Genomic DNA, 18,722 nt, shown 5'->3' with positions numbered 1-18,722 from the left:
CCGTACGGCCGCCCCCGCGTAAGCCGCTCACGCGTCCGGCCGCTCAGCGGTGCAGCTGCCTCGCCCAGTCCTGCGGAACCCGGTCGGCAGGGCCCGGCGCGGGCTGGTCCGCGGGGTGGCCGACGGGCGGCGCGAGCGCGGGCCCGGACTCGTACAGCTCGGCGCCGGCGTAGTCCCAGTACCACTCCTCGTCCGGTTCGAAGCTCTGCACCAGGGGATGACCGCTGGATTTCCAGTGGGCGGTGGCGTGTTGGGACGGCGAGGAGTCGCAGCAGCCGACGTGCCCGCACTGGGCGCAGCGCCGCAGGTGGAACCACCACCCGCCCACCGCGTCGCAGTCCACGCAGCCGGTACCGCTGGGCACGGCGCCCGGGTCGATTCCGTCGACGGCCTCGGTGTCGGTCATGCGGGCTCCTCGTCGTCCTCGTCGGATTCCGGGGCTGCGGTCAGCGGCAGCAGCACCTGGAAGCGGGTGTCGCCCGGCACGGACTCGACCTGGAGGCTGCCGTGGTGCTTGCTGACCACGATCCGCCAGGAGATGTCCAGGCCGAGGCCGGTGCCCTCGCCCACGGGCTTGGTGGTGAAGAAGGGGTCGAAGATGCGGCTGCGGATCTCCGCCGGGATGCCGGGCCCGGTGTCGCGGAACTCCACCAGCAGCCGGTCCCCCTCCCGCGCCGTGCGGACCGTCAGGGTGCCGTCCTGGCCGGTGCTGCCGATGGCGAAGACGGCGTTGTCGATGAGGTTGGTCCACACCTGGTTGAGTTCCGCCGGGTAGGCGGGCACGTCCGGCACGGAGCGGTCGTACTCCTTGACCACCCGGACCCGGGGGCCGAACTTCCCGGAGAGCATCACCAGGGTGCTGTCGAGGAGTTCGTGGACGTCGACGACCCGGTAGGGGGCCCGGTCGAGCTGCGAGTACTGCTTGGCGGCGTCCACGAGGTGGGAGATGCGGGTCGTGGAGTCGTTGATCTCGTCCATCAACAACTCGGTCTCGACCGTGTAGTTGAGCCAGCCGATCGCCCCCGGCAGGATGTCCTCGGCGACGGTCGCCGCGACGTGGTCCAGCCAGTCCGTGTCCAGCCCGGCCTGCACGAAGGTCGGTGCGATCCGCCAGCCCTCCTGGATGCCGTGGTCGTCGAGCCAGTCGGTGAGCCGGTCCTCCTGGTCGGAGGCTTCCAGTGGACTCAACACCGGTGCCTTGGCGACGCGTTCGGCCGTGCGCTCCTGGATCTCGATCAGTTCGGCGAGCGCCTCGCGGGAGTAGGGGCCCTTGGCGATCACGGCCAGTTTGTGTCGCATCTTGCCCACCCGCTCGCGCAGGCTCTCGGTGGCCCGGACCGCCGCCGCGGCCGGATTGTTGAGCTCGTGGGTGAGCCCGGCGGACAACGAGCCCAGCGCCAGGAGCCGTTCGCGCTGCCCGATGGCCTGTTGGGTGCTGCGCGAACCGAAGAAGAGGCCCTCCAGCAGGTGCGCGGCCATCGGGAACCACTCCCGCATGACGTCCGCGAACGACTGCGCGGGCAGCACGAAGAACCGCGTCGGCTCGGTCACCCGCATCGAGTTGTTGTAGGTCTGCGGCACCCGGTCGCCCAGGTAGGCCTGCATGGCCCCCGAGTACACCCCGCGCTGCGAGGTGCGGCCCACCTCCACGTCGTCCGCGCCGACCCGGCGGGACAGTACGACGGTGCCCTCGATCATCACGTAGAAGCAGGTCGCCGGATCGCCCTCGGTGTACACGGGACCGGCTTCGAAGCGCTCGACCCGTCCTTCGGCGCACAGCCGCCCGAGCTGCTCCGGGGTGAGCTTCTCGAACAGGAACAGCGAGGAGATCTCGTGCGGAGCGCACGGCATGACCTGCCCGCTCATGACTGCTCCAGGTAGCGGTGGACGAGCATCACGGCCATGGCTCCCTCTCCTACGGCGGACGCGACGCGCTTGGCGGACTGGGCGCGCGCGTCGCCCGCCACGAAGACGCCGGGGATGTTGGTCTCCAGGTGGTAGGGCGGCCGGTCGAGCTCCCACTCCGCGGGGGGCCTCCCGTCCGGTGTGAGGTCCGGGCCCGCCAGGATGAAGCCGTGCTCGTCGCGCAGCACGGTGCCGTCCAGCCAGTCGGTCAGCGGGGCCGCGCCGATGAAGACGAACATCCACTGGGTGTCGACGAGTTCGGTGGCGCCGCTGTCCACGTCCCGCACGGTCAGCTGTTGCAGGTGGCCGTCGCCGTGCGCCGACTCGACGACGGTCCGGGAGCGCACCGTGATGTTCGGCGCCTCCTCGATCTGTTGGACGAGGTAGTGGCTCATCGAGGCCCGCAAGGACTCCCCGCGCACCAGCAGCGTCACCGACTTCGCGCCCCGGGCGAGGTACATCGCCGCCTGTCCGGCCGAGTTGGCGCCGCCCACGATGTACACGTCCTGCTCCTGGCAGGAGGCGGCCTCGGTGAGCGAGGAGCCGTAGAACACCCCGCAGCCGGTCAGCTCCTCGCAGCCGGGTGCCAGGAGCTGGCGGTAGGACACCCCGGTCGCCAGGATCACGCTGTGCGCGGCGATCTGCGAACCGTCGGAGAAGCGGACCACGCGCGCCGCACCGTTGACCTCCAGTGCGGTGACCTCGCGGGCGGTGAGGATCTCGGCGCCGAACCGGCCGGCCTGGCGGCGCGCCCGGTCGGTCAGCTGTGCGCCCGAGACCCCGTCCGGGAAGCCGAGGTAGTTCTCGATGCGGGAGCTCTGCCCGGCCTGTCCCCCGGTCGCCGACCGTTCGATCAGTACCGTGCGCAGCCCCTCGGAGGCCCCGTACACGGCCGCGCCGAGGCCGGCCGGGCCGCCGCCGATCACGACGAGGTCGTAGAAGTCCGCGGCGGGCGTCGTCGCGAGGCCGACGTGGGCGGCCAGGTCGGCCGTCTCCGGCTCGATCAGTACGGCGCCCTGCGGGGTGACCACCAGGGGCAGCCGCTGCCCGTCGGCGCCGGCCGCCTCCAGCAGTCGCCGGCCTTCGGGCTCGTCGGAGGAGTACCAGCGGTACGGCACCTGGTTGCGGGCCAGGAACTCCCGCACGTCCGAGGAGCGCGCCGACCAGCGGTGGCCGACCACCTTGGTGGCGGGCACCGGCCGGTAGTCACTGGCGCGCCAGGCCGCGAGCAGGTCGTCCACGACCGGGTAGAGCTTCTCCTCCGGCGGGTCCCAGGGCTTGAGCAGGTAGTGGTCGAGGTCCACGACGTTGATCGCGTCGATCGCCGCGTTGGTGTCGGCGTAGGCCGTCAGCAGCACCCGCCGGGCGCCCGGGTACACGTTCAGGGCCTGTTCGAGGAACTCGATGCCGTTCATCTGGGGCATCCGGTAGTCGGCCAGGATCACGGCCACCAGATCGCCCCGCAGCTTCAGCTCGCGCAGGGCCTCCAGCGCCGACTCGCCGGACTCGGCGCGCACGATCCGGTACCCGGCGCCGTAGCGTTTGCGCAGGTCACGGGCGATGGCGCGGGAGACCCCCGGGTCGTCGTCCACGGTCAGGATGACGGTCCGCGCGGTGTCGGCGACCTCGACCATGTGCCTCCTGCCCGGGCGGACCCCACCGGCACGGCCAGCCGCGCGCCGGTTCCCGACCATCGTAGGTGCGATCGCCCCGGTCCGCTCCGGGGCCGGGCCGCCGGGGGCGTACGGCAGATGGGGGACGGGGCTTGTGGAGCGGCCCCGTCGCTCAGCACGCTTGCCCCATGACCACACCCGCCCCCGCCCCGGTACGGGCTCCCGCGGCCGCCCGGCCGGACGGTGCGCGCCGGGCTCTGGTGGCGGGGTCCGTCGGCAATCTGGTCGAGTGGTACGAGTTCGGCGTCTACGGCTACTTCGCCACCGTGATCGCGGCGCACTTCTTCACCCCCGAGGGCGGCAGCCCGGTAGAAGGGCTGGTCAGGGCCTACGCGTCCTTCGCCCTCGCGTTCTTCTTCCGGCCCGTCGGGGCGGCGGTCTTCGGCCGGCTCGGCGACCGGATCGGCCGTCGCCCGACGCTCGTCCTCGTCATCTGTCTGATGACGGGGGCCACGGCGCTGATCGGCGCGCTGCCGACCTACGCGTCCGTCGGCGCGGCCGCGCCGTGGTTGCTGACGGTCCTGCGCGTCGTGCAGGGGCTCTCCGCGGGCGGCGAGTTCGGTGGCGCGGTGGCGGTGATGACGGAGTGCGCGCCACCGGGCCGCCGGGGCCGGTACGGGGCGTGGCAGTCCTTCACGGTGGCGCTCGGCCTGCTCGGGGGCGCCGCCGTGGCGGCGCTCCTGGCGACCGTGCTGACCGTCTCCCAACTGCACGCGTGGGGATGGCGGGTGCCGTTCCTGCTGACGCTGCCCCTCGGGCTCGTCGCCCTGTGGCTGCGGTTGCGGCTGGACGAGACGCCCGCCTTCGCCGCGGCCGCCGCGGCCACGGACGGCGCCCGGGAGGGCCTCTCGGAGGGTGGGCGGCCGCCCGTCTCGGACACCGTGCGGGCCGTGGTCCTGGGCGCCGGGCGGGTCATGGGCTGGTCCGCGGCCGGCTACACCTTCCTGGTGGTCCTGCCCTCCTACCTCCAGAACACCCTGCACGCGACCTTCCAACAGGCCCTGGTCGCCACCGCCTTGGCCAACCTCGGGTTCGCCTGCTCGATCCTGCCGGCCGGCGCGGTGAGCGACCGGGTCGGGCGGCGTCCGGTCATGCTCGCCGGGGCGCTGCTGGTCGCCCTGCTGGCGCTGCCCCTGCTGCACCTGGTGCGGGATCCCGGCGCGGCGCCGTACGCGAAGGGCGCGGCGCTGGTGGGGGCGGGGGCGGCCGTCGGGCTGATGGCGGGGCCGGGGCCGGCGATGCTGGCCGAGATGTTCCCGACGACGGTGCGCTACACGGGCCTCGGGCTGGCGTACGCCCTGGCCAACGCGGTGTTCTCGGGCTGCGCGGGGCTGGTGATCACCGAGGTCGTGGCGCGGACCGGGGACGCGGACGTCCCCGGCTACTACGCGGCGGCCACCTGCGCGGTCAGTGCCGTCGCCCTGCTCACGCTGCGCGGCGACGACCACGAGCGCGAGCTGCGGTGAGCGGCCTGCGCGTGATCGGCTTGATGTCCGGCACCTCCTACGACGCCATCGACGCGGCCGCCGCCGAGTTCACCGTGGACGGGGACGCGCTCGTCCTCACGCCGCTGGGCACGCTCGGCGCGACCTACGACGACGCGCTGCGGGAGGCGCTGGCCGGGGCGCTGCCGCCGGCCGGGACGGATCTGGCCACGGTGTGTCGGCTCGACACCCGCATCGGGCAGGCCTTCGCCTCGGCGGCGCTGCGGGCCGACGCGCAGTTGTGCGGCGGGCGGGCCGATCTGATCGCCTCGCACGGCCAGACCGTCTACCACTGGAGCGAGGCCGGGCGGGTGCTCGGCACCCTCCAGCTCGGTGAACCCGCCTGGATCGCGGAGGCGACCGGGCGCCCCGTCGTCTCGGGCTTCCGCACCCGGGACGTGGCGGCCGGCGGGCAGGGCGCGCCCCTGGTGAGCGTCGTCGACGCGATGTGGCTGCGCGGGCGGCCGGGGGTCTCCGTGGCGCTCAACCTGGGTGGGATCGCGAACGTCACGGTGCTGTCGCGGGGCGGGGGCGGCGCGGGGGGTTCGGGGGTCGTGGGGGGCGCGGCCGGCGGTGGGCCGCTGGCCTTCGACACCGGGCCCGCGAACGCGCTGATCGACGCGGCGGTGCGGGAGTGGGCGGGGCGCGATCGCGCGGGCCGAGCCCGCTCCATGGATGCGGACGGCGTGCTCGCCGCGCGGGGGCGCGTACATCCCGCGCTGCTGCGGCGGCTGTTGGAGGAGCCGTACTACGCGGTGCCCGCGCCGAAGACGACCGGCAAGGAGCTGTTCCACCTGGGCTACCTGCGGGCCGCGTTGGCGCCGTTCGGGCGGCTTCCCGCCGAGGACGTCATCGCCACGTTGACCCGGCTCACCGCGCGGACCGTTGCCGAGGCCGTGCGGCCGTTCGGCGCGACGGAGGTGATCGCCTCCGGCGGCGGGACGCGCAATCCGGTGCTGATGCGGTGGCTGGAGGAGGAACTGGGCGCGGGCGACGTGCTGCTGCGGACGTCCGACGGACTGGGGCTGCCGTCGGACGCGAAGGAGGCCTACGCCTTCGCCGTGTTGGGCTGGCTCACCGCGCACGGCCTCCCGGGCACCCTCGCCTCCTGTACCGGCGCCCGGCACCCGAGCGTCCTCGGCTCGATCACGCCCGGCGGGCGCGGCCTGCGGCTGCCGGCGCCGCTGCGGACGGCCCCGGTCCGCCTCGACGTCCGGCCCGTGCGGTCCGGCCCGTGCGCGGCCCCCGGCTCCCCCGACGGTCCCCGGTGACGGCGGAAATCCGGTTGCCGGCGAGCGCTCGCTTGGCGAGGCTGCTCGGGCAAGCGATGAGCCGAGAGCCCGTGGAGTGCGTGGATGCTGACCGAAGCCGAGATCGAGTCCTTCGTGGCGGACGGCTTCGTCCGCGTCCCGGGAGCCGTCCCGGGGCCCACGGTGGACTCGTGCCGGGAGCAGTTGTGGGAAGCCAGCGGCTTCCGCGCGAGCGAGCCCGAGGGGTGGACCGAGCCGGTCGTGCGGATCGGCGCCATGGACACCGCGGCCTTCCGGGAAGCGGGCAACACCGCGGCGCTGCGCGAGGCCTACGACCAGTTGGTGGGCGCGGGACGCTGGCGCGCCCCGCTCGGCATGGGCACCTTCCCGATCCGCTTCCCCAGCGAGAAGGATCCCGGTGACGACGGCTGGCACCTCGACGCGGGCTGGACCGCGCCGACGGGCGAGTACCGGGTGAACCTGCGCTCGCGCGGTCGCGCCCTGCTGATGCTGTTCCTCCTGTCGGACGTCGGCCCGGACGACGCCCCCACCCGCATCCGCGTCGGCTCGCACCTGGACCTGCCGCCGCTGCTGGCGGCCGCGGGCGAGGAGGGCCGGGAGTGGTTCCCGCTGTGCGCGGAGGCCGTGCCCGCCTCGGCCGGCCGCCCGGAGGTGCCCGCGACCGGCCGGGCCGGGGACGTGTTCCTGTGCCACCCGTTCCTGATCCACGCCGCGCAGCGGCACGGCGGCAGCGCGCCCCGCTTCCTCGCCCAGCCCCCGTTGGAACCAGTGGAACCGGCGGGAGCGCTCGACCTGGACCGTCCCGCGCCGTCACCGGTGGAGCGGGCGGTGCTGGCCGGCCTGCGGGGCCGCTGACCCCGCTCAGCCGCGGGCGCCGGACCCGAGGTCGGCCACCGTTTCGGCCCGGTCCCAGACGGTCAGGAAGGTCAGCCTCAAGCAGCTCGCGAGCGCCGGGTGTTCGATGAACAGGGCCGTGGTGGCGCTCGTACCGGCCATGGGGTCGGGCATGTCGCACAGGACCAGCGAGGCATCGGCGATGATCAGCTTGAGCGGGAGCTCCGGGGCGAAGCGGGCCTCCTCGCCCGCTTCGCCGAAGCGGCGCACGTTCTCCAGTACGTCGGCGTCACCGAGCGCGTCGTGCGTGTACACCGCGCGGGCCGTGCCCCCGGCTCGGCGCAACCTGCGGACGGTCCTGATGCCCTCCGTGTTCGCCGCGGGGGCGACGAAGGGTGGTTTGCAGAAGCTGAGCACCTCGTGCGCCGCCTGCTCCTGGATGCGTGCGAAGCGCTCGGCGATCGCCTTGGGGTCGCGCAGCACCTCGATGTAGTCGAGCGGGTCGGTGTGCGTCTGCCCCGCGGTCCACAGCGGGGTCAGCGCCGCGGTCAGCGCGAAGGAGGCCTGGTCCAGCCGCTCCAGGGACTCCCGCTGCAGGGCCATCAGCCGGGTGAGGGCCAGTTCGGGCGCGACGGCCGAGAAGGCCGCCACGCGGCCGGGGCGCGGGATGGCCAGTCGCCTGCGCACGAGCGCGTCGAGCACGTCGTACACGCGCTGGCGGGGGACGTGCGCCGCGCGCGCCGCCTCCGCGGCGGTGTACGACTCGCGCGTGACCAGCGCGAGGTAGACCTTGGCCTCGTAGCGGGAAAGGCCCAGCGCGACCAGGTCGTTGACCTCACCGTCGTCCGACGACTCCATGGCACGACACGCTATACCCGGAGATCACCGACCGAAAGCAATCCTTCGCCCTCGACGGGTGTTCCCTCGGGCGTGCCACTCACCCACTTCGTCCGGCCGGCTGCCCCCGCCGCGACCGGCTCATCAACTAGGCTGCACACCAAAGCTGTTGCAGTAGCGCGACGGACCGGGGGGAGCGCGCATGCGTCACGGATCGCGAGGGGCCGCCGGCGCCGCGTTCGCCTCGGCGCTCCTGCTCTCGCTCACCGGCTGTTCCGGCTCGGCCACACCGAGCGCGGCCGCGTCGTCCTCGACGTCCCCGAAGGCCCCGTCGTCCACCCCGTCCGTAGCGCCCACCGCGGCCACCCCGCCCGCACCGGCGGCCCCGAACACGGCGTGCACGGACACCGCTGCCATGGACACGGAGAAGCTGACGTCCTACCTCTCGCGACTCAAGAGCACCAGCGGCTCCTACGGCAGCAAGGCACTCAAGATCGACGGCTCGGGTCTGAGCTTCGCCCCCGAGACGACCGAACGCCCCTGCTCCGCGGTGAAGGTGACGCTCAGCCGGTTCTGGGTGGACGTGTCCCACGGCAGGACGGCCCCGGGCCGGCCCTCACCCTCCCCGGGCAAGGAGTTCGTGTACGTGTTCATGGACCGCCCCGTCCTCACCGTCGGCCCCGCGGACGGGATCGTCGGCGGCAGCGTGCCGCCGCAGTCCTCGGCGTGCCGGGGTTCGCTGTCGGTCGTCCACACGGGCCCCGACATCACCGAGTCCGACCTGCCGAACGACCTCCAGATGCCGACCTCCTACACCGAGGCGGGGCGCGGCGCCCTGGACGTCACGGTCAAGTCCGCCCGCGTGCTCGCGGCGACCTTCGTCCCCCCGTCCGTCCCGGCCGGCTGCTGAGGGCGGGTCGGCGCCGTGAGCGGGGTGGAGCGGTACCGGCTGGCGTTGGACGTGCACCTGCTGCTGGTGCGGGCCGGGGAGCGGGGTGGGGAGCGGGAGGTGCTGTTGTCGCGGCGCGCCGGACAGGTGTACGCGGCGGGCATGTGGCACCTGCCGTCCGGGCACGTCGACGGGGCGCACGAGGACGTCGTCACCGCGGTGATCCGGGAGGCGGCCGAGGAGACCGGTGTACGGATCGAGCCGGACGCGGTGGGGCTGGCGGTGACGGTCCACCACCGCGGCCCCCACGGCCGGGCCCGGATCGGCCTGTTCCTCCAGGCCCGCAGCTGGCGGGGAAGTCCGCGGGTGCGGGAGCCCGACGTCTGCGACGCCATGGGCTGGTACCCGCTGGACGCCCTGCCGGAGCCGATGGTCGCCTACTGCCGGGCCGCCTTGGACGCCTACCGCGCGGGCCTGCCCGGCGCCGTGCACTTCCAGGAGCCCGGCGACCCGATCCCCCACACCGCGGACTCCACGAGCGACCGCACCCGGCTGCTGGCGGGTCCCGAGTTTAATCTCTAGGGGATCATGAGGTCTCGTGGCAAGATCGCGGAATGCTGCAACTCACCGATTTCATTATCGACTGCCCGGACACGATGAAGCTGGCAGCCTTCTACTCCGGGGTGACGGGACGCCCGGTCAAGGAGGACAGCAACGAGCACTGGGCCGGCATCGCGTTCGGCGCGATCGAACTGGCCTTCATCCAGGTGGAGGACTACCGCGCCCCGCAGTGGCCGGACAACGAGCACCCCAAGCAGTTCCACCTGGACTTCGAAGTCGACGACATCGAGGCCGAGGAATCCCGGGTCCTGGCCCTCGGTGCGACCTTGCAGCGTGACGTCATCGGCCCCGAGGGCTACGGCTTCCGCGTCTACACCGACCCGATCGGCCACCCCTTCTGCCTCTGCCGCAACAAGGGCGTCGTGTGGACGGATGAGGGCCCGACCTGGCCGCAGCGCTAGGGCGGTGGGGGCAGGGCGCGGCGGAGCCAGCTGGTGCGGGCGCTTCTGTGGAGGCGGGCGGCAGGTCGGCGTCGGTCCACCCCGGTCCCGGGCGAGCGCGGCGAGCCCGCCGCCGGCGCTCTTCCCGCCGATCACGATGCGGTCGGCGTCGAGGTCCCGCTCGGCCGCGTGCCCGGCCACCCGGTCGAATCCCGCGTAGCAGTCCTCCAACGGGGCCGGGTACCGGGCCGGGGGGCCAAGCGGTACTCCACGGACACGACGGCCAGCTCCAGTTCGAGCGCCCGCTCGCGCGGCAGCCGCGGGAGCACGGACCACGCGTTGCCCATGAGCATGCCGCCTCCGTGCAGGTAGTGCAGCACCGGCAGCGCCCGGTGGCCGCGGCGGGCCGCGCGCTCAGCAGCGTGACGTCCGAACCTCGCGCACGCCGGCCCGTTTTGGATTGGCGCGCGATCCTCAATACGATCCGGCGATGATCACAAGCAAACGGCTGGCGATCGGGGCGTGCGGCATGCTCGCCGCCCTGGCGGTCGGGCTCTTCCCGGCGAGCGCCGTCGCCGCAGACGGACCAACGGCCAAGGAACCGCCCAAGGTCGACCTCGTCCTCGACGTCAGCGGCTCCATGCGGGCGACCGACATCGACGGGCAGTCCCGGATGGCGGCGGCGAAGCAGGCCTTCAACGAGGTCATCGACGCCGTGCCCGACGAGGTGCGGCTCGGCATACGGACCCTGGGGGCCAACTACGCCGGTGAGGACAAGGCGCTCGGCTGCAAGGACACCAAGCAGCTCTATCCGGTGGGCCCCTTGAACCGGACCGAGGCGAAGACCGCGGTGGCCACGCTGGCGCCCACCGGCTGGACCCCGATCGGTCCGGCCCTGCTGGCCTCCGCCCAGGACCTGGAGGGCGGCAACGCCACCAAGCGGATCGTGCTCATCACCGACGGCGAGGACACCTGCGCCCCGCTCGACCCGTGCGAAGTGGCGCGGGACATCGCGGCCAAGGGCATCCACCTCGTCATCGACACCCTCGGCCTGGTGCCCGACGCCAAGACGCGCACGCAGCTCACCTGCATCGCGGAGGCCACCGGCGGCACCTATACCGCGGTCCAGCACAAGAACGAACTCTCGGGTCGCGTGCGGCAGTTGGTCGACCGGGCGGCCGATCCGGTCGTCAACCCCGTGGCCACCGAGGGTGCGAAGCAGTGCCAGGGGGCGCCGCTGCTGAAGGCCGGCCTCTACAGCGACCGCGAGACCTTCGGCGAGCACCGCTGGTACCGGGTGGACGTCCGTCCCGGGCAGGAACTGCGGGCCTCGGTGAGCATCGCCGCCGACCGCGCCGTCAACAACGACTACGGGGTCCTGCTCCGGGCGACGACCGTCCACGGGCGGGAGATCGTACGGGGTTCGGAGGCGGGTGACGGGCGCACCGACGTGCTGTCGACCGGCCTGCGCTACCCGAAGGCCGACGTCGACGACGAGGGCAAGGACGGCGAACCGCCGGCCGAGACCGTGTGCATCCAGGTCAGCAACTCCTTCTCCGCGGCGCCGTCCGTCAAGACCGCCCCGGGCATGCCCGTCGAGCTGGCCATCGAGCTGGTGGACGGCCCCGACGAGGCGTCCGACGCCGCCGCCTTCGGGCTCGGGCGCGGCTGGTGGCTACTGGGCGTGCTGGTGCTCGCCGGACTGCTGGCCGGTCTGGTGTGGGGCTGGATCTCGCGCTGGCGCATCTCCGTCTGGAGGACCAACTGATGCGTACCGTACGCACACTGACCGCCGTACTCGTGGCGGCCACCGCCGCGCTCGCGGTGGCGGGAACGGCCGCGACGGCGATGGCGGACACCCCCTCGCCCTCCGACCCCGCCGCCAGCCCGAGTTCGGGCGAGAAGTCCGGCAAGGACGCCTCCGGGGCGAGCGCCCCGACCGAGGCGGGCACCAGCTTCCGTACCGCGGCCGCGCTGCGTCCGGGTCAGCGGGCCACCGCGGCCGGGTCCACGGGTGACTACCTCTACTGGGTGCTCCCCATCGACGCGCAGCAGCGGGTGACCGTGAAGACCACGGTCACCCTGCCCGAGTCCGCCGCCCGGCACGGCTCGGCGACCTGGCAGCTCGACGTGTACGACGGTCTGCGCCGCCGACAGGCGTGCACGTACGGGACGCAGTCCCGGGCCGCGGCGAAGGAGGCCGCCTCGGTCGAACTCTCGTGCACCCTGCGCACCGTCCGCGCCGCGGCGGAGCCGTGGGCCAACGATCCGCTACCAGGGAGCTACTACGTACGCCTGACGGTCGCCGCCCTGCCCGCGGAGGACCTCGGTCTGCCGGTACGGGCCGCGGTCGAGGCCGCGGTGACGGAGACCGGTGGTGCCAGCGCGGTGGACGGCTCGCTCGCCGCTCCGCTGGTCCCCGCCACCGTGACCGGGTCGCTGCGCGAGCCGGAGGACGGCTGGTCCGGCGGATGGTGGACCGACCGTTGGATCTGGACCGCGGCGGGCGGCGTGCTCGGCGCCCTCGCGGGCCTCTTCGGGTACTCGCTCACGCGCGGCTCGGGCCGCCCGTCCCGGGTGCCGCCCGGCGCCTGAGCGGGACGGACCGACCCCGCTCCCGGCGTCGTACGAACGCGCCCCTCAGGCGCGGGGCGCCGTGCTTGCGAAGCGGGCGAGGTAGCGGGCCAGGCCGGCCTGCTCCTCGCCCGCCCAGCCGACGTACCCGTCGGGCCGGACCAGGAAGATCCCCTTGCCGTACGGCTCGTAGGCGTCGATGTGCCGCGTACGGACGAACTCGGCGTCCACGGCTGGTAGTTCGGCGTCCGTACCGACGGCCAACAGGGTGAAGTGGGGGCCCCGGAACAGGTCGAAGAGCCGACTGCCGTCCGGGAGCGGCCCGTCCGGGGCCCGGTCACCCGCTTCCAGGGCCCCCGCCGAGCCCTCGGAGAGCGGGCCGCCCCGGTAGCCGAGGCCGAGCTGGCGGCCGGCCTCGCCCCGCTCCTCCTCGCCGCGGTGGATCCGGCTCGACAGACCGAGCATCTGCGCGGCGACGGGCTGGCGCTCCTGCTCGTAGGTGTCGACGAGCGCCGGGTGCGCGCCGTGGCGCAGCACCTGGCCAAGCTTCCAGCCGAGGTTGTAGGCGTCCTGGACGCTGGTGTTGAGCCCCTGCCCGCCGGCCGGCGAGTGCACGTGGGCGGCATCGCCCGCGAGCAGTACGCGGCCGGCGCGGAAGCGGTCGGCCATGGCCGCGCGCGGTCGGAAGTCGGAGGCCCAGCGGACCTCGGTGACGTCCCGCGCGCTCAGGTGGGTGAGGGCGGCGACCACCGCGGGGACGTCGAGGTCCTCGGTCCGGGCGACGAGCTGGTAGTCGTCGGTGCCGGGGAGCGGGCAGATCGCGGCGAAGGCGCCGTCCGCGCCGGGGAAGACGTGCCAGTGGTCGCGGTCCAGGGCGCCGGGACGCAGTCGGACGTCGGCGACGACCATCGGGTCGGGGGCCACGGTCGCACCGCCCTGTCCGGTCATCGCGATGCCCAGGGCCTTGCGGACCGTGGAGCGCCCTCCGTCGGCGGCGACCAGGTAGGCGGCGCGCAGCGTGGTTCCGTCGGCGAGGTGCGCGTCCACTCCGTCGGCGTCCTGGTCGAGGCCGGTCAGCTCGACGCCGAAGGCGACCCGGCCACCGACCTCGGTGAGGCGGGCGAAGAGGATCTCCTGCGTGCGCCACTGCGGGATCAGCCGGGCCCGCCGGTGGGGCTCGGCGTCGGTGGGCCCGTCGATGTCGCCGTCGCCGAGCATGTCGTGCTCGCCGACGGGGCTCCCGTCCCGCCAGATCCGGCCCATGGGGGCGTCGCCGCTGTCGGCCAGCACCGCGTCGACGACCCCGAAGTCGTCGAGGACCTCCAGGGTCCGCGGCTGCAGGCCCTTGCCCCGGGAGCCGGGGAAGAGCGCGTCGGCCCGTTCGAGGACCAGGGCGCGGACGCCGCGGCGGGTGAGGTCGAGGGCGAGTGCCAGTCCGGTGGGGCCCGCGCCGACGACGAGTACGTCGAGCGCCCCCGACTCCTTAACGCTGTTAAGTGCTGTCATGGCTACGAGAATGTGCTTAACGCTGTTAAGTTGTCAAGGTGTCGAAAGAACCGGACGCGACGTCCGACGTACGAGGAGCCAAGCCCGAGCGGGCCCGACTCGACCGCGCGACGGTCGCGGCGACCGCCCTGCGCCTGCTCGGCGAGGTGGGCCTCGAAGGGCTCACGCTGCGGGCCATCGCCAAGGAACTGGACGTCAAGGCGCCCGCCCTGTACTGGCACTTCAAGGACAAGCGGGCCCTGCTCGACGAGATGGCCACCGAGATGTTCCGCCGGATGACGGCGGACCTGGCCACGGCCGTGGACCCGCCCCGCGACTGGCACGAGGCCCTGCAGACGGCGATGCGCGGGCTGCGCGACCACCTGCTGCGCTACCGCGACGGCGCCAAGGTCTACAGCGGCACGCACTTCACGGACATGAGCTTCGCCGCTCCGATGGAAGCCCACCTGCGCACCCTGGTCGACGGCGGTTTCAGCTCCGCCGGGGCCGCCCGCGCGTGGTTCACCGCGTACAGCTACACCATCGGGTACGTGATCGAGGAGCAGTCGATGGGGCCGCTGCCCGGTGCCGACGGCGAGGGGTACGACCTCGACGCCCGCGCCGCGCGCCTCACGGACTACCCGCTGACGACCGCGGCCGGCCCGGCCATGTTCCGCGACCGGGACACCGGATTCGAGCAGGGCCTCGCGGCGGTCCTCACGGGCATCGCCGCTACCCGCTCCCTCTGGTGAGCGTGAGGGCTCCGTCGCGCAGTACGACCTGACGCGCCCCGCCGTCGTCGACCGTGACGCGGGGGCGCCCGGCGCCCTCGAACGCCTCGGTCCGCAGCTGGAAGCGGGCGGGGCGGGAGCCGCCCGCGGCACGCAACCGCCAGGGCGCCCCGTCGGCCCCGCCCGCGGCCGGGACGGCCAGGTGGAGCAGGACCGAGGCGTCGTACGCGGTCCCGTGGACCGTGCGCGCCGAGGTGTACGCGGCCAGCCGGAGTTCGGCGTCCTGCGACCAGGGGCGCGCGGCGGGCTCCGGAGCGGGCCGGCGCGGCGCATCGGCGGTCGGGTCCGACGGGGCGGGGCCACGGCCGTGCGGGCCCGCGGGGTGGCCCGGGGGGTGGCCCGCGGGGTGGCCCGCCTCCCCCAGCACCCCGGCGAACCAGCCGTCGAGGGCCGGTCCACCGCGCCGCACCCAGCTCTCCGTCAGCCGACGGAAGGCCGCTTCCCGACGGTGGGGCAGGCGGTGCGCACCGGCGGCGAGGATCGCCGTGCCCGCGCCCGCGAAGGCCCGGTGCAGCTCCCGTACCGGCACGCCGGGGGCCTGCTCGGCGTAGCGCACCCGACGGATCTCCAGCATCGCGCGGTGCAGGAGCCGCGCGGCGGTCGTGGCGTGGGACCCCAGCTCACCCTCCGTCGGGGGCGCGGGGGCGGGCCGTTCGTCCTCGCGCGCCGGGGCGAGCGCATCGGCCCGTCGTCCGGCGGCGGTCAGGTGCCAGCACGGGTCGTCCGGCCGGAGGTCGGCGCTCGCCGCGCGGAGCGTGCCGCGGGCGCCGATGCCCATGCCGACCCCGGCGCCGGCGCTGCTCGTGGCCCGGTCGTCCGGCGCCGACGGGCGGGCGCCCCGGGCGTCATCGGAATCGAAGCGGACCTCGGTGACGTCGCGCAGCCACACGTCCAGCGTCGCGGTCCCGGTCCAGGCCCCGTCGAGCGGACGGGCGCGGGGAAGGGTCAGTTGGAGGAAGCCGTCGAGGCGGTTCCCCGCCCGCTCGATCCGCAGCGCGCGGACCTCGGCCGCCGACAGCGCGTAGTCGGCGGCCAGATCACGCACGGCCCGCGCGGTCATCGCCGTCACCGGAGCCATCACGCGCCCCTGGTAGTCCCGCCCCGGCAGGTACGGCCGCGCGGGCGGGAGGAGGTCCTCCCCGGCGAATCCGGCGGCCGCCGCCTGCTCCAGCATCCAGGACCGCCGCTGTTCGCCGAGCGCGGCCATCCACTCCCACGCGGCCCGCGCCCGGCGCTCCCGCGCGCGCCGCGAACCGGCCGTGGCCACCCGCACGAAGGGCAGGGTGTTGTTGTCCCACACGTCCGCCACGGCCCGGAGGGTCTCCCGGTCGAACCGTCGGGCGTCGGCCGCGGCCTCCCCGATCTGCACCCACGAACGGTCGAGCAGGGCCCCGAGCGCCTCGACGGCCGCAGGGCGTCGGCCGGGCGCCGGGCCGCGCCGTACGGGGGAGCAGTCGGGGTCGGTCATGGCCCGATGATCGCACCGGTCCGGGAGCGGAGGGCGGCCGGTGTGGCGGCGCGTGTGGTGCCGGAGTGGTGACCGGTGGAGATGCGGAGGCGTCCTGCGTGTTCTCGCCGCGGTGCGGGGCGCGGTACGCGACCATACGGACGCCGATGCGCGCTCGATCGTCGGCGGCGTGCGAAGCGGCCGGCAGCCGGCCGAGGGAAACACCGAGAACAGGAAGAAGGACGACGTGTCCGGCAGCGACAGCGAGAACCCAGTCATCCCCGCCCCTGCCCCGACCTCGACCCGCCCCAGGTCGAACCGGGACTGGTGGCCGGAGCAGCTCGACCTCCAGGTCCTCCATCAGCATTCGTCCCGCTCCAACCCGCTGGGCGAAGACTTCGACTACGCGCGGGAGTTCGCCACGCTGGACCTCGACGCCCTGAAGCGGGACGTCTTCGCGGTCATGACGGCGTCACAGGACTGGTGGCCCGCCGACTACGGCCACTACGGGCCGCTCTTCATCCGGATGAGCTGGCACTCCGCGGGAACGTACCGCATCGCCGACGGCCGCGGCGGTGGCGGGGCCGGCGCCCAGCGCTTCGCGCCCCTCAACAGCTGGCCGGACAACGCGAGCCTGGACAAGGCGCGCCGGCTGCTCTGGCCCGTGAAGCAGAAGTACGGCCGGAAGGTCTCCTGGGCCGACCTGCTGGTCTTCGCCGGCAACTGCGCGCTGGAATCCATGGGGTTCGAGACCTTCGGCTTCGGCTTCGGGCGCGAGGACATCTGGGAACCCGAGGAGATCTTCTGGGGCCCCGAGGACACCTGGCTCGGCGACGAGCGCTACAGCGGTGACCGGCAGCTCTCCGGCCCGCTCGGCGCCGTACAGATGGGGCTGATCTACGTCAATCCGGAGGGCCCCAACGGCAATCCGGATCCGCTGGCCGCCGCCAAGGACATCCGCGAGACGTTCGCGCGCATGGCGATGAACGACGAGGAGACGGCCGCCCTCATCATCGGCGGGCACACCTTCGGCAAGTGCCACGGCGCGGTCGGCCCCGAGTACATCGGCCCGGAGCCGGAGGCCTGCCCGATGGCGCAGCAGGGCCTCGGCTGGCAGAACACCTACGGCAGCGGCTCGGGCGTCCACGCGCTCACCAGCGGGCTGGAGGGCGCGTGGACCACCGCGCCCGCGACGTGGGACAACGGCTATCTGGACAACCTCTTCGCCTACGACTGGGAGCTGACGACCAGTCCGGCCGGCGCGCAGCAGTGGAAGCCCACGGATCCGGCGGCGGCGGGCACGGTGCCCGATGCGCACGATCCGTCGAAGAAGCACGCGCCGATGATGCTGACGACGGACCTCGCACTGAAGTTCGACCCGGTCTACGCGCCGATCGCGAAGAGGTTCCACGAGGATCCGGCCGCCCTCGCGGACGCGTTCGCCAAGGCCTGGTACAAGCTCCTGCACCGCGACATGGGACCCGTCTCGCGCTACCTCGGCCCGTGGATCCCGGCGCCGCAGCTGTGGCAGGACCCCGTTCCGCCGGTCGACCACCCGTTGGTCTCGGACGCGGAGGTCACCGCGCTGAAGGCCGCGGTCCTCGCCTCGGGACTGACCGTCTCCCAACTGGTCACCACCGCTTGGGCGTCGGCGGCGAGCTTCCGCGGAACCGACAAGCGCGGCGGGGCGAACGGGGCACGGATCCGGCTCTCGCCGCAGAAGGACTGGGAGGTCAACGCCCAGCCCGAGGTGACCGAGACGGTGCGGCGCCTCGAAGAGATCCGGCAGGAGGCCGGGGGGCCGCGGATCTCGCTCGCCGACCTGATCGTCCTGGGCGGTTGCGCGGCGGTCGAGCAGGCCGCGAAGGACGCCGGGCACGAGGTCACGGTCCCGTTCGCACCGGGGCGCACGGACGCCACGCAGGAGCAGACCGACGTGGAGTCGTTCGCCGTGCTCGAACCGCGCGCGGACGGGTTCCGCAACTACCTGCGGGCGGGCGAGAAGCTGTCGCCGGAGACCCTGCTGCTGGACCGCGCGAGCATGCTGACGCTGACCGCACCCGAGATGACGGTGCTGATCGGCGGCATGCGGGCGCTGAACACCGGCTTCCGGCGGTCCCCGCACGGCGTCCTGACCGACCGGCCACAGACGCTGACCACCGACTTCTTCGTCAACCTGCTGGACATGGGCACGCAGTGGAAGGCGTCGCCGACGGCGGAGAACGTCTTCGAGGGCCAGGACCGCGCGACGGGCAAGCCCCGGTGGACGGCCACCGCCGCCGACCTCGTCTTCGGTTCGCACGCCCAGCTCCGCGCCCTGGCGGAGGTCTACGCGTCCGCGGACGCCGGGGAGAAGTTCGTGCGCGACTTCGTGGCCGCGTGGGACAAGGTGATGAACCTCGACCGGTTCGACCGCGCCTGACGGGCGCCCCGCCCGACCGGGGGGGGGGGGGGGGGGGGGGGGGGGGGGGGGGGGGGGGGGGGGGGGGGGGGGGGGGGGGGGGGGGGGGGGGGGGGGGGGGGGGGGGGGG

The 18,722-nt window shown here is 73.9% G+C and carries 17 protein-coding genes and 1 pseudogene; 10 read left to right on the top strand and 8 right to left on the bottom strand.

Features of this window, described 5'->3' with window-relative positions:
• Positions 1-43 precede the first annotated feature (43 nt).
• From ACZ4UB_RS36555 to ACZ4UB_RS36545, 3 genes are read right to left on the bottom strand one after another with little or no spacing between them, the layout of a single operon-like run.
• Positions 44-406: a UBP-type zinc finger domain-containing protein gene (locus ACZ4UB_RS36555; RefSeq protein ID WP_468077113.1), complete on the bottom strand. Its 363-nt coding sequence runs from the start codon at positions 404-406 to the stop codon at positions 44-46.
• A complete protein-coding gene (locus ACZ4UB_RS36550; RefSeq protein WP_468077111.1) occupies positions 403-1,866 on the bottom strand; it encodes an ATP-binding protein in 1,464 nt (487 codons plus the stop codon). Before ACZ4UB_RS36550 ends, ACZ4UB_RS36555 begins: the two co-directional genes overlap by 4 nt.
• The gene (locus ACZ4UB_RS36545; protein WP_468077109.1) at positions 1,863-3,539 is read right to left on the bottom strand and encodes an NAD(P)/FAD-dependent oxidoreductase; all 1,677 of its coding nucleotides are present in this window, start codon (positions 3,537-3,539) and stop codon (positions 1,863-1,865) included. The genes ACZ4UB_RS36550 and ACZ4UB_RS36545 overlap by 4 nt, the downstream gene beginning before the upstream one ends.
• 167 nt (positions 3,540-3,706) lie before the next feature.
• Here ACZ4UB_RS36545 and ACZ4UB_RS36540 point away from each other — a divergent pair, with 167 nt between their 5' ends.
• The 3 genes from ACZ4UB_RS36540 to ACZ4UB_RS36530 all read left to right on the top strand — a co-directional run bounded on the left by ACZ4UB_RS36540 (position 3,707) and on the right by ACZ4UB_RS36530 (position 7,188).
• Positions 3,707-5,044 (top strand): MFS transporter, encoded by a 1,338-nt coding sequence (locus ACZ4UB_RS36540; RefSeq protein ID WP_468077107.1) that lies wholly within the window; start codon positions 3,707-3,709, stop codon positions 5,042-5,044.
• Positions 5,045-5,049: 5 nt separating this feature from the next.
• A complete protein-coding gene (locus ACZ4UB_RS36535; RefSeq protein ID WP_468077160.1) occupies positions 5,050-6,333 on the top strand; it encodes an anhydro-N-acetylmuramic acid kinase in 1,284 nt (427 codons plus the stop codon).
• 84 nt (positions 6,334-6,417) lie between these two features.
• Positions 6,418-7,188: a phytanoyl-CoA dioxygenase family protein gene (locus ACZ4UB_RS36530; RefSeq protein ID WP_468077105.1), complete on the top strand. Its 771-nt coding sequence runs from the start codon at positions 6,418-6,420 to the stop codon at positions 7,186-7,188.
• Positions 7,189-7,194: 6 nt separating this feature from the next.
• Here ACZ4UB_RS36530 and ACZ4UB_RS36525 read toward each other — a convergent pair whose 3' ends face one another.
• Positions 7,195-8,025, bottom strand: a complete 831-nt coding sequence (locus ACZ4UB_RS36525) for a TrmB family transcriptional regulator (protein WP_468077103.1) — start codon at positions 8,023-8,025, stop codon at positions 7,195-7,197.
• 186 nt (positions 8,026-8,211) lie between these two features.
• Positions 8,212-8,421 (bottom strand): hypothetical protein, encoded by a 210-nt coding sequence (locus tag ACZ4UB_RS36520; protein WP_468077101.1) that lies wholly within the window; start codon positions 8,419-8,421, stop codon positions 8,212-8,214.
• Here ACZ4UB_RS36520 and ACZ4UB_RS36515 point away from each other — a divergent pair.
• Genes ACZ4UB_RS36515 through ACZ4UB_RS36505 form a run of 3 tightly spaced genes read left to right on the top strand, consistent with a single transcriptional unit; the run spans position 8,420 to position 9,915 of the window.
• Positions 8,420-8,914 (top strand): hypothetical protein, encoded by a 495-nt coding sequence (locus ACZ4UB_RS36515; protein ID WP_468077099.1) that lies wholly within the window; start codon positions 8,420-8,422, stop codon positions 8,912-8,914. The two genes, ACZ4UB_RS36520 and ACZ4UB_RS36515, sit on opposite strands and share 2 nt — an antisense overlap.
• A 15-nt stretch (positions 8,915-8,929) precedes the next feature.
• On the top strand, positions 8,930-9,475 hold the full coding sequence (locus ACZ4UB_RS36510) for an NUDIX hydrolase (protein ID WP_468077097.1): 546 nt from the start codon (positions 8,930-8,932) through the stop codon (positions 9,473-9,475).
• Between the two features lie 32 nt (positions 9,476-9,507).
• A complete protein-coding gene (locus ACZ4UB_RS36505) occupies positions 9,508-9,915 on the top strand; it encodes a VOC family protein (protein WP_468077095.1) in 408 nt (135 codons plus the stop codon).
• 150 nt (positions 9,916-10,065) lie between these two features.
• Here ACZ4UB_RS36505 and ACZ4UB_RS36500 read toward each other — a convergent pair.
• A pseudogene (locus tag ACZ4UB_RS36500) lies at positions 10,066-10,241 on the bottom strand (alpha/beta hydrolase); the annotation flags it as partial.
• Positions 10,242-10,384: 143 nt separating this feature from the next.
• Here ACZ4UB_RS36500 and ACZ4UB_RS36495 point away from each other — a divergent pair.
• Positions 10,385-11,662: a VWA domain-containing protein gene (locus ACZ4UB_RS36495; protein ID WP_468077093.1), complete on the top strand. Its 1,278-nt coding sequence runs from the start codon at positions 10,385-10,387 to the stop codon at positions 11,660-11,662.
• Positions 11,662-12,489: a hypothetical protein gene (locus ACZ4UB_RS36490; protein WP_468077091.1), complete on the top strand. Its 828-nt coding sequence runs from the start codon at positions 11,662-11,664 to the stop codon at positions 12,487-12,489. The genes ACZ4UB_RS36495 and ACZ4UB_RS36490 overlap by 1 nt, the downstream gene beginning before the upstream one ends.
• A gap of 45 nt (positions 12,490-12,534) precedes the next feature.
• Here the strand turns inward: ACZ4UB_RS36490 and ACZ4UB_RS36485 are convergent, their stop codons facing one another.
• On the bottom strand, positions 12,535-13,974 hold the full coding sequence (locus ACZ4UB_RS36485; RefSeq protein ID WP_468077089.1) for an FAD-dependent monooxygenase: 1,440 nt from the start codon (positions 13,972-13,974) through the stop codon (positions 12,535-12,537).
• Positions 13,975-14,012: 38 nt separating this feature from the next.
• Here ACZ4UB_RS36485 and ACZ4UB_RS36480 point away from each other — a divergent pair, with 38 nt between their 5' ends.
• Entirely contained in the window at positions 14,013-14,705 is a 693-nt protein-coding gene (locus ACZ4UB_RS36480) for a TetR/AcrR family transcriptional regulator C-terminal domain-containing protein (RefSeq protein ID WP_468077087.1), read from the top strand.
• Here ACZ4UB_RS36480 and ACZ4UB_RS36475 read toward each other — a convergent pair.
• Complete coding sequence (locus ACZ4UB_RS36475) at positions 14,686-16,212, bottom strand: hypothetical protein (RefSeq protein WP_468077085.1); 1,527 nt, start codon at positions 16,210-16,212, stop codon at positions 14,686-14,688. The two genes, ACZ4UB_RS36480 and ACZ4UB_RS36475, sit on opposite strands and share 20 nt — an antisense overlap.
• Before the next feature lie 226 nt (positions 16,213-16,438).
• Here ACZ4UB_RS36475 and katG point away from each other — a divergent pair, with 226 nt between their 5' ends.
• A complete protein-coding gene (gene katG, locus ACZ4UB_RS36470; RefSeq protein ID WP_468077158.1) occupies positions 16,439-18,613 on the top strand; it encodes a catalase/peroxidase HPI in 2,175 nt (724 codons plus the stop codon).
• Positions 18,614-18,722 lie beyond the last annotated feature (109 nt).

This window comes from Streptomyces sp. NPDC028419, assembly GCF_055565515.1.
Note: the sequence above shows the minus strand (reverse complement) of the source record. Positions and strands in the feature narration are given on the sequence as shown.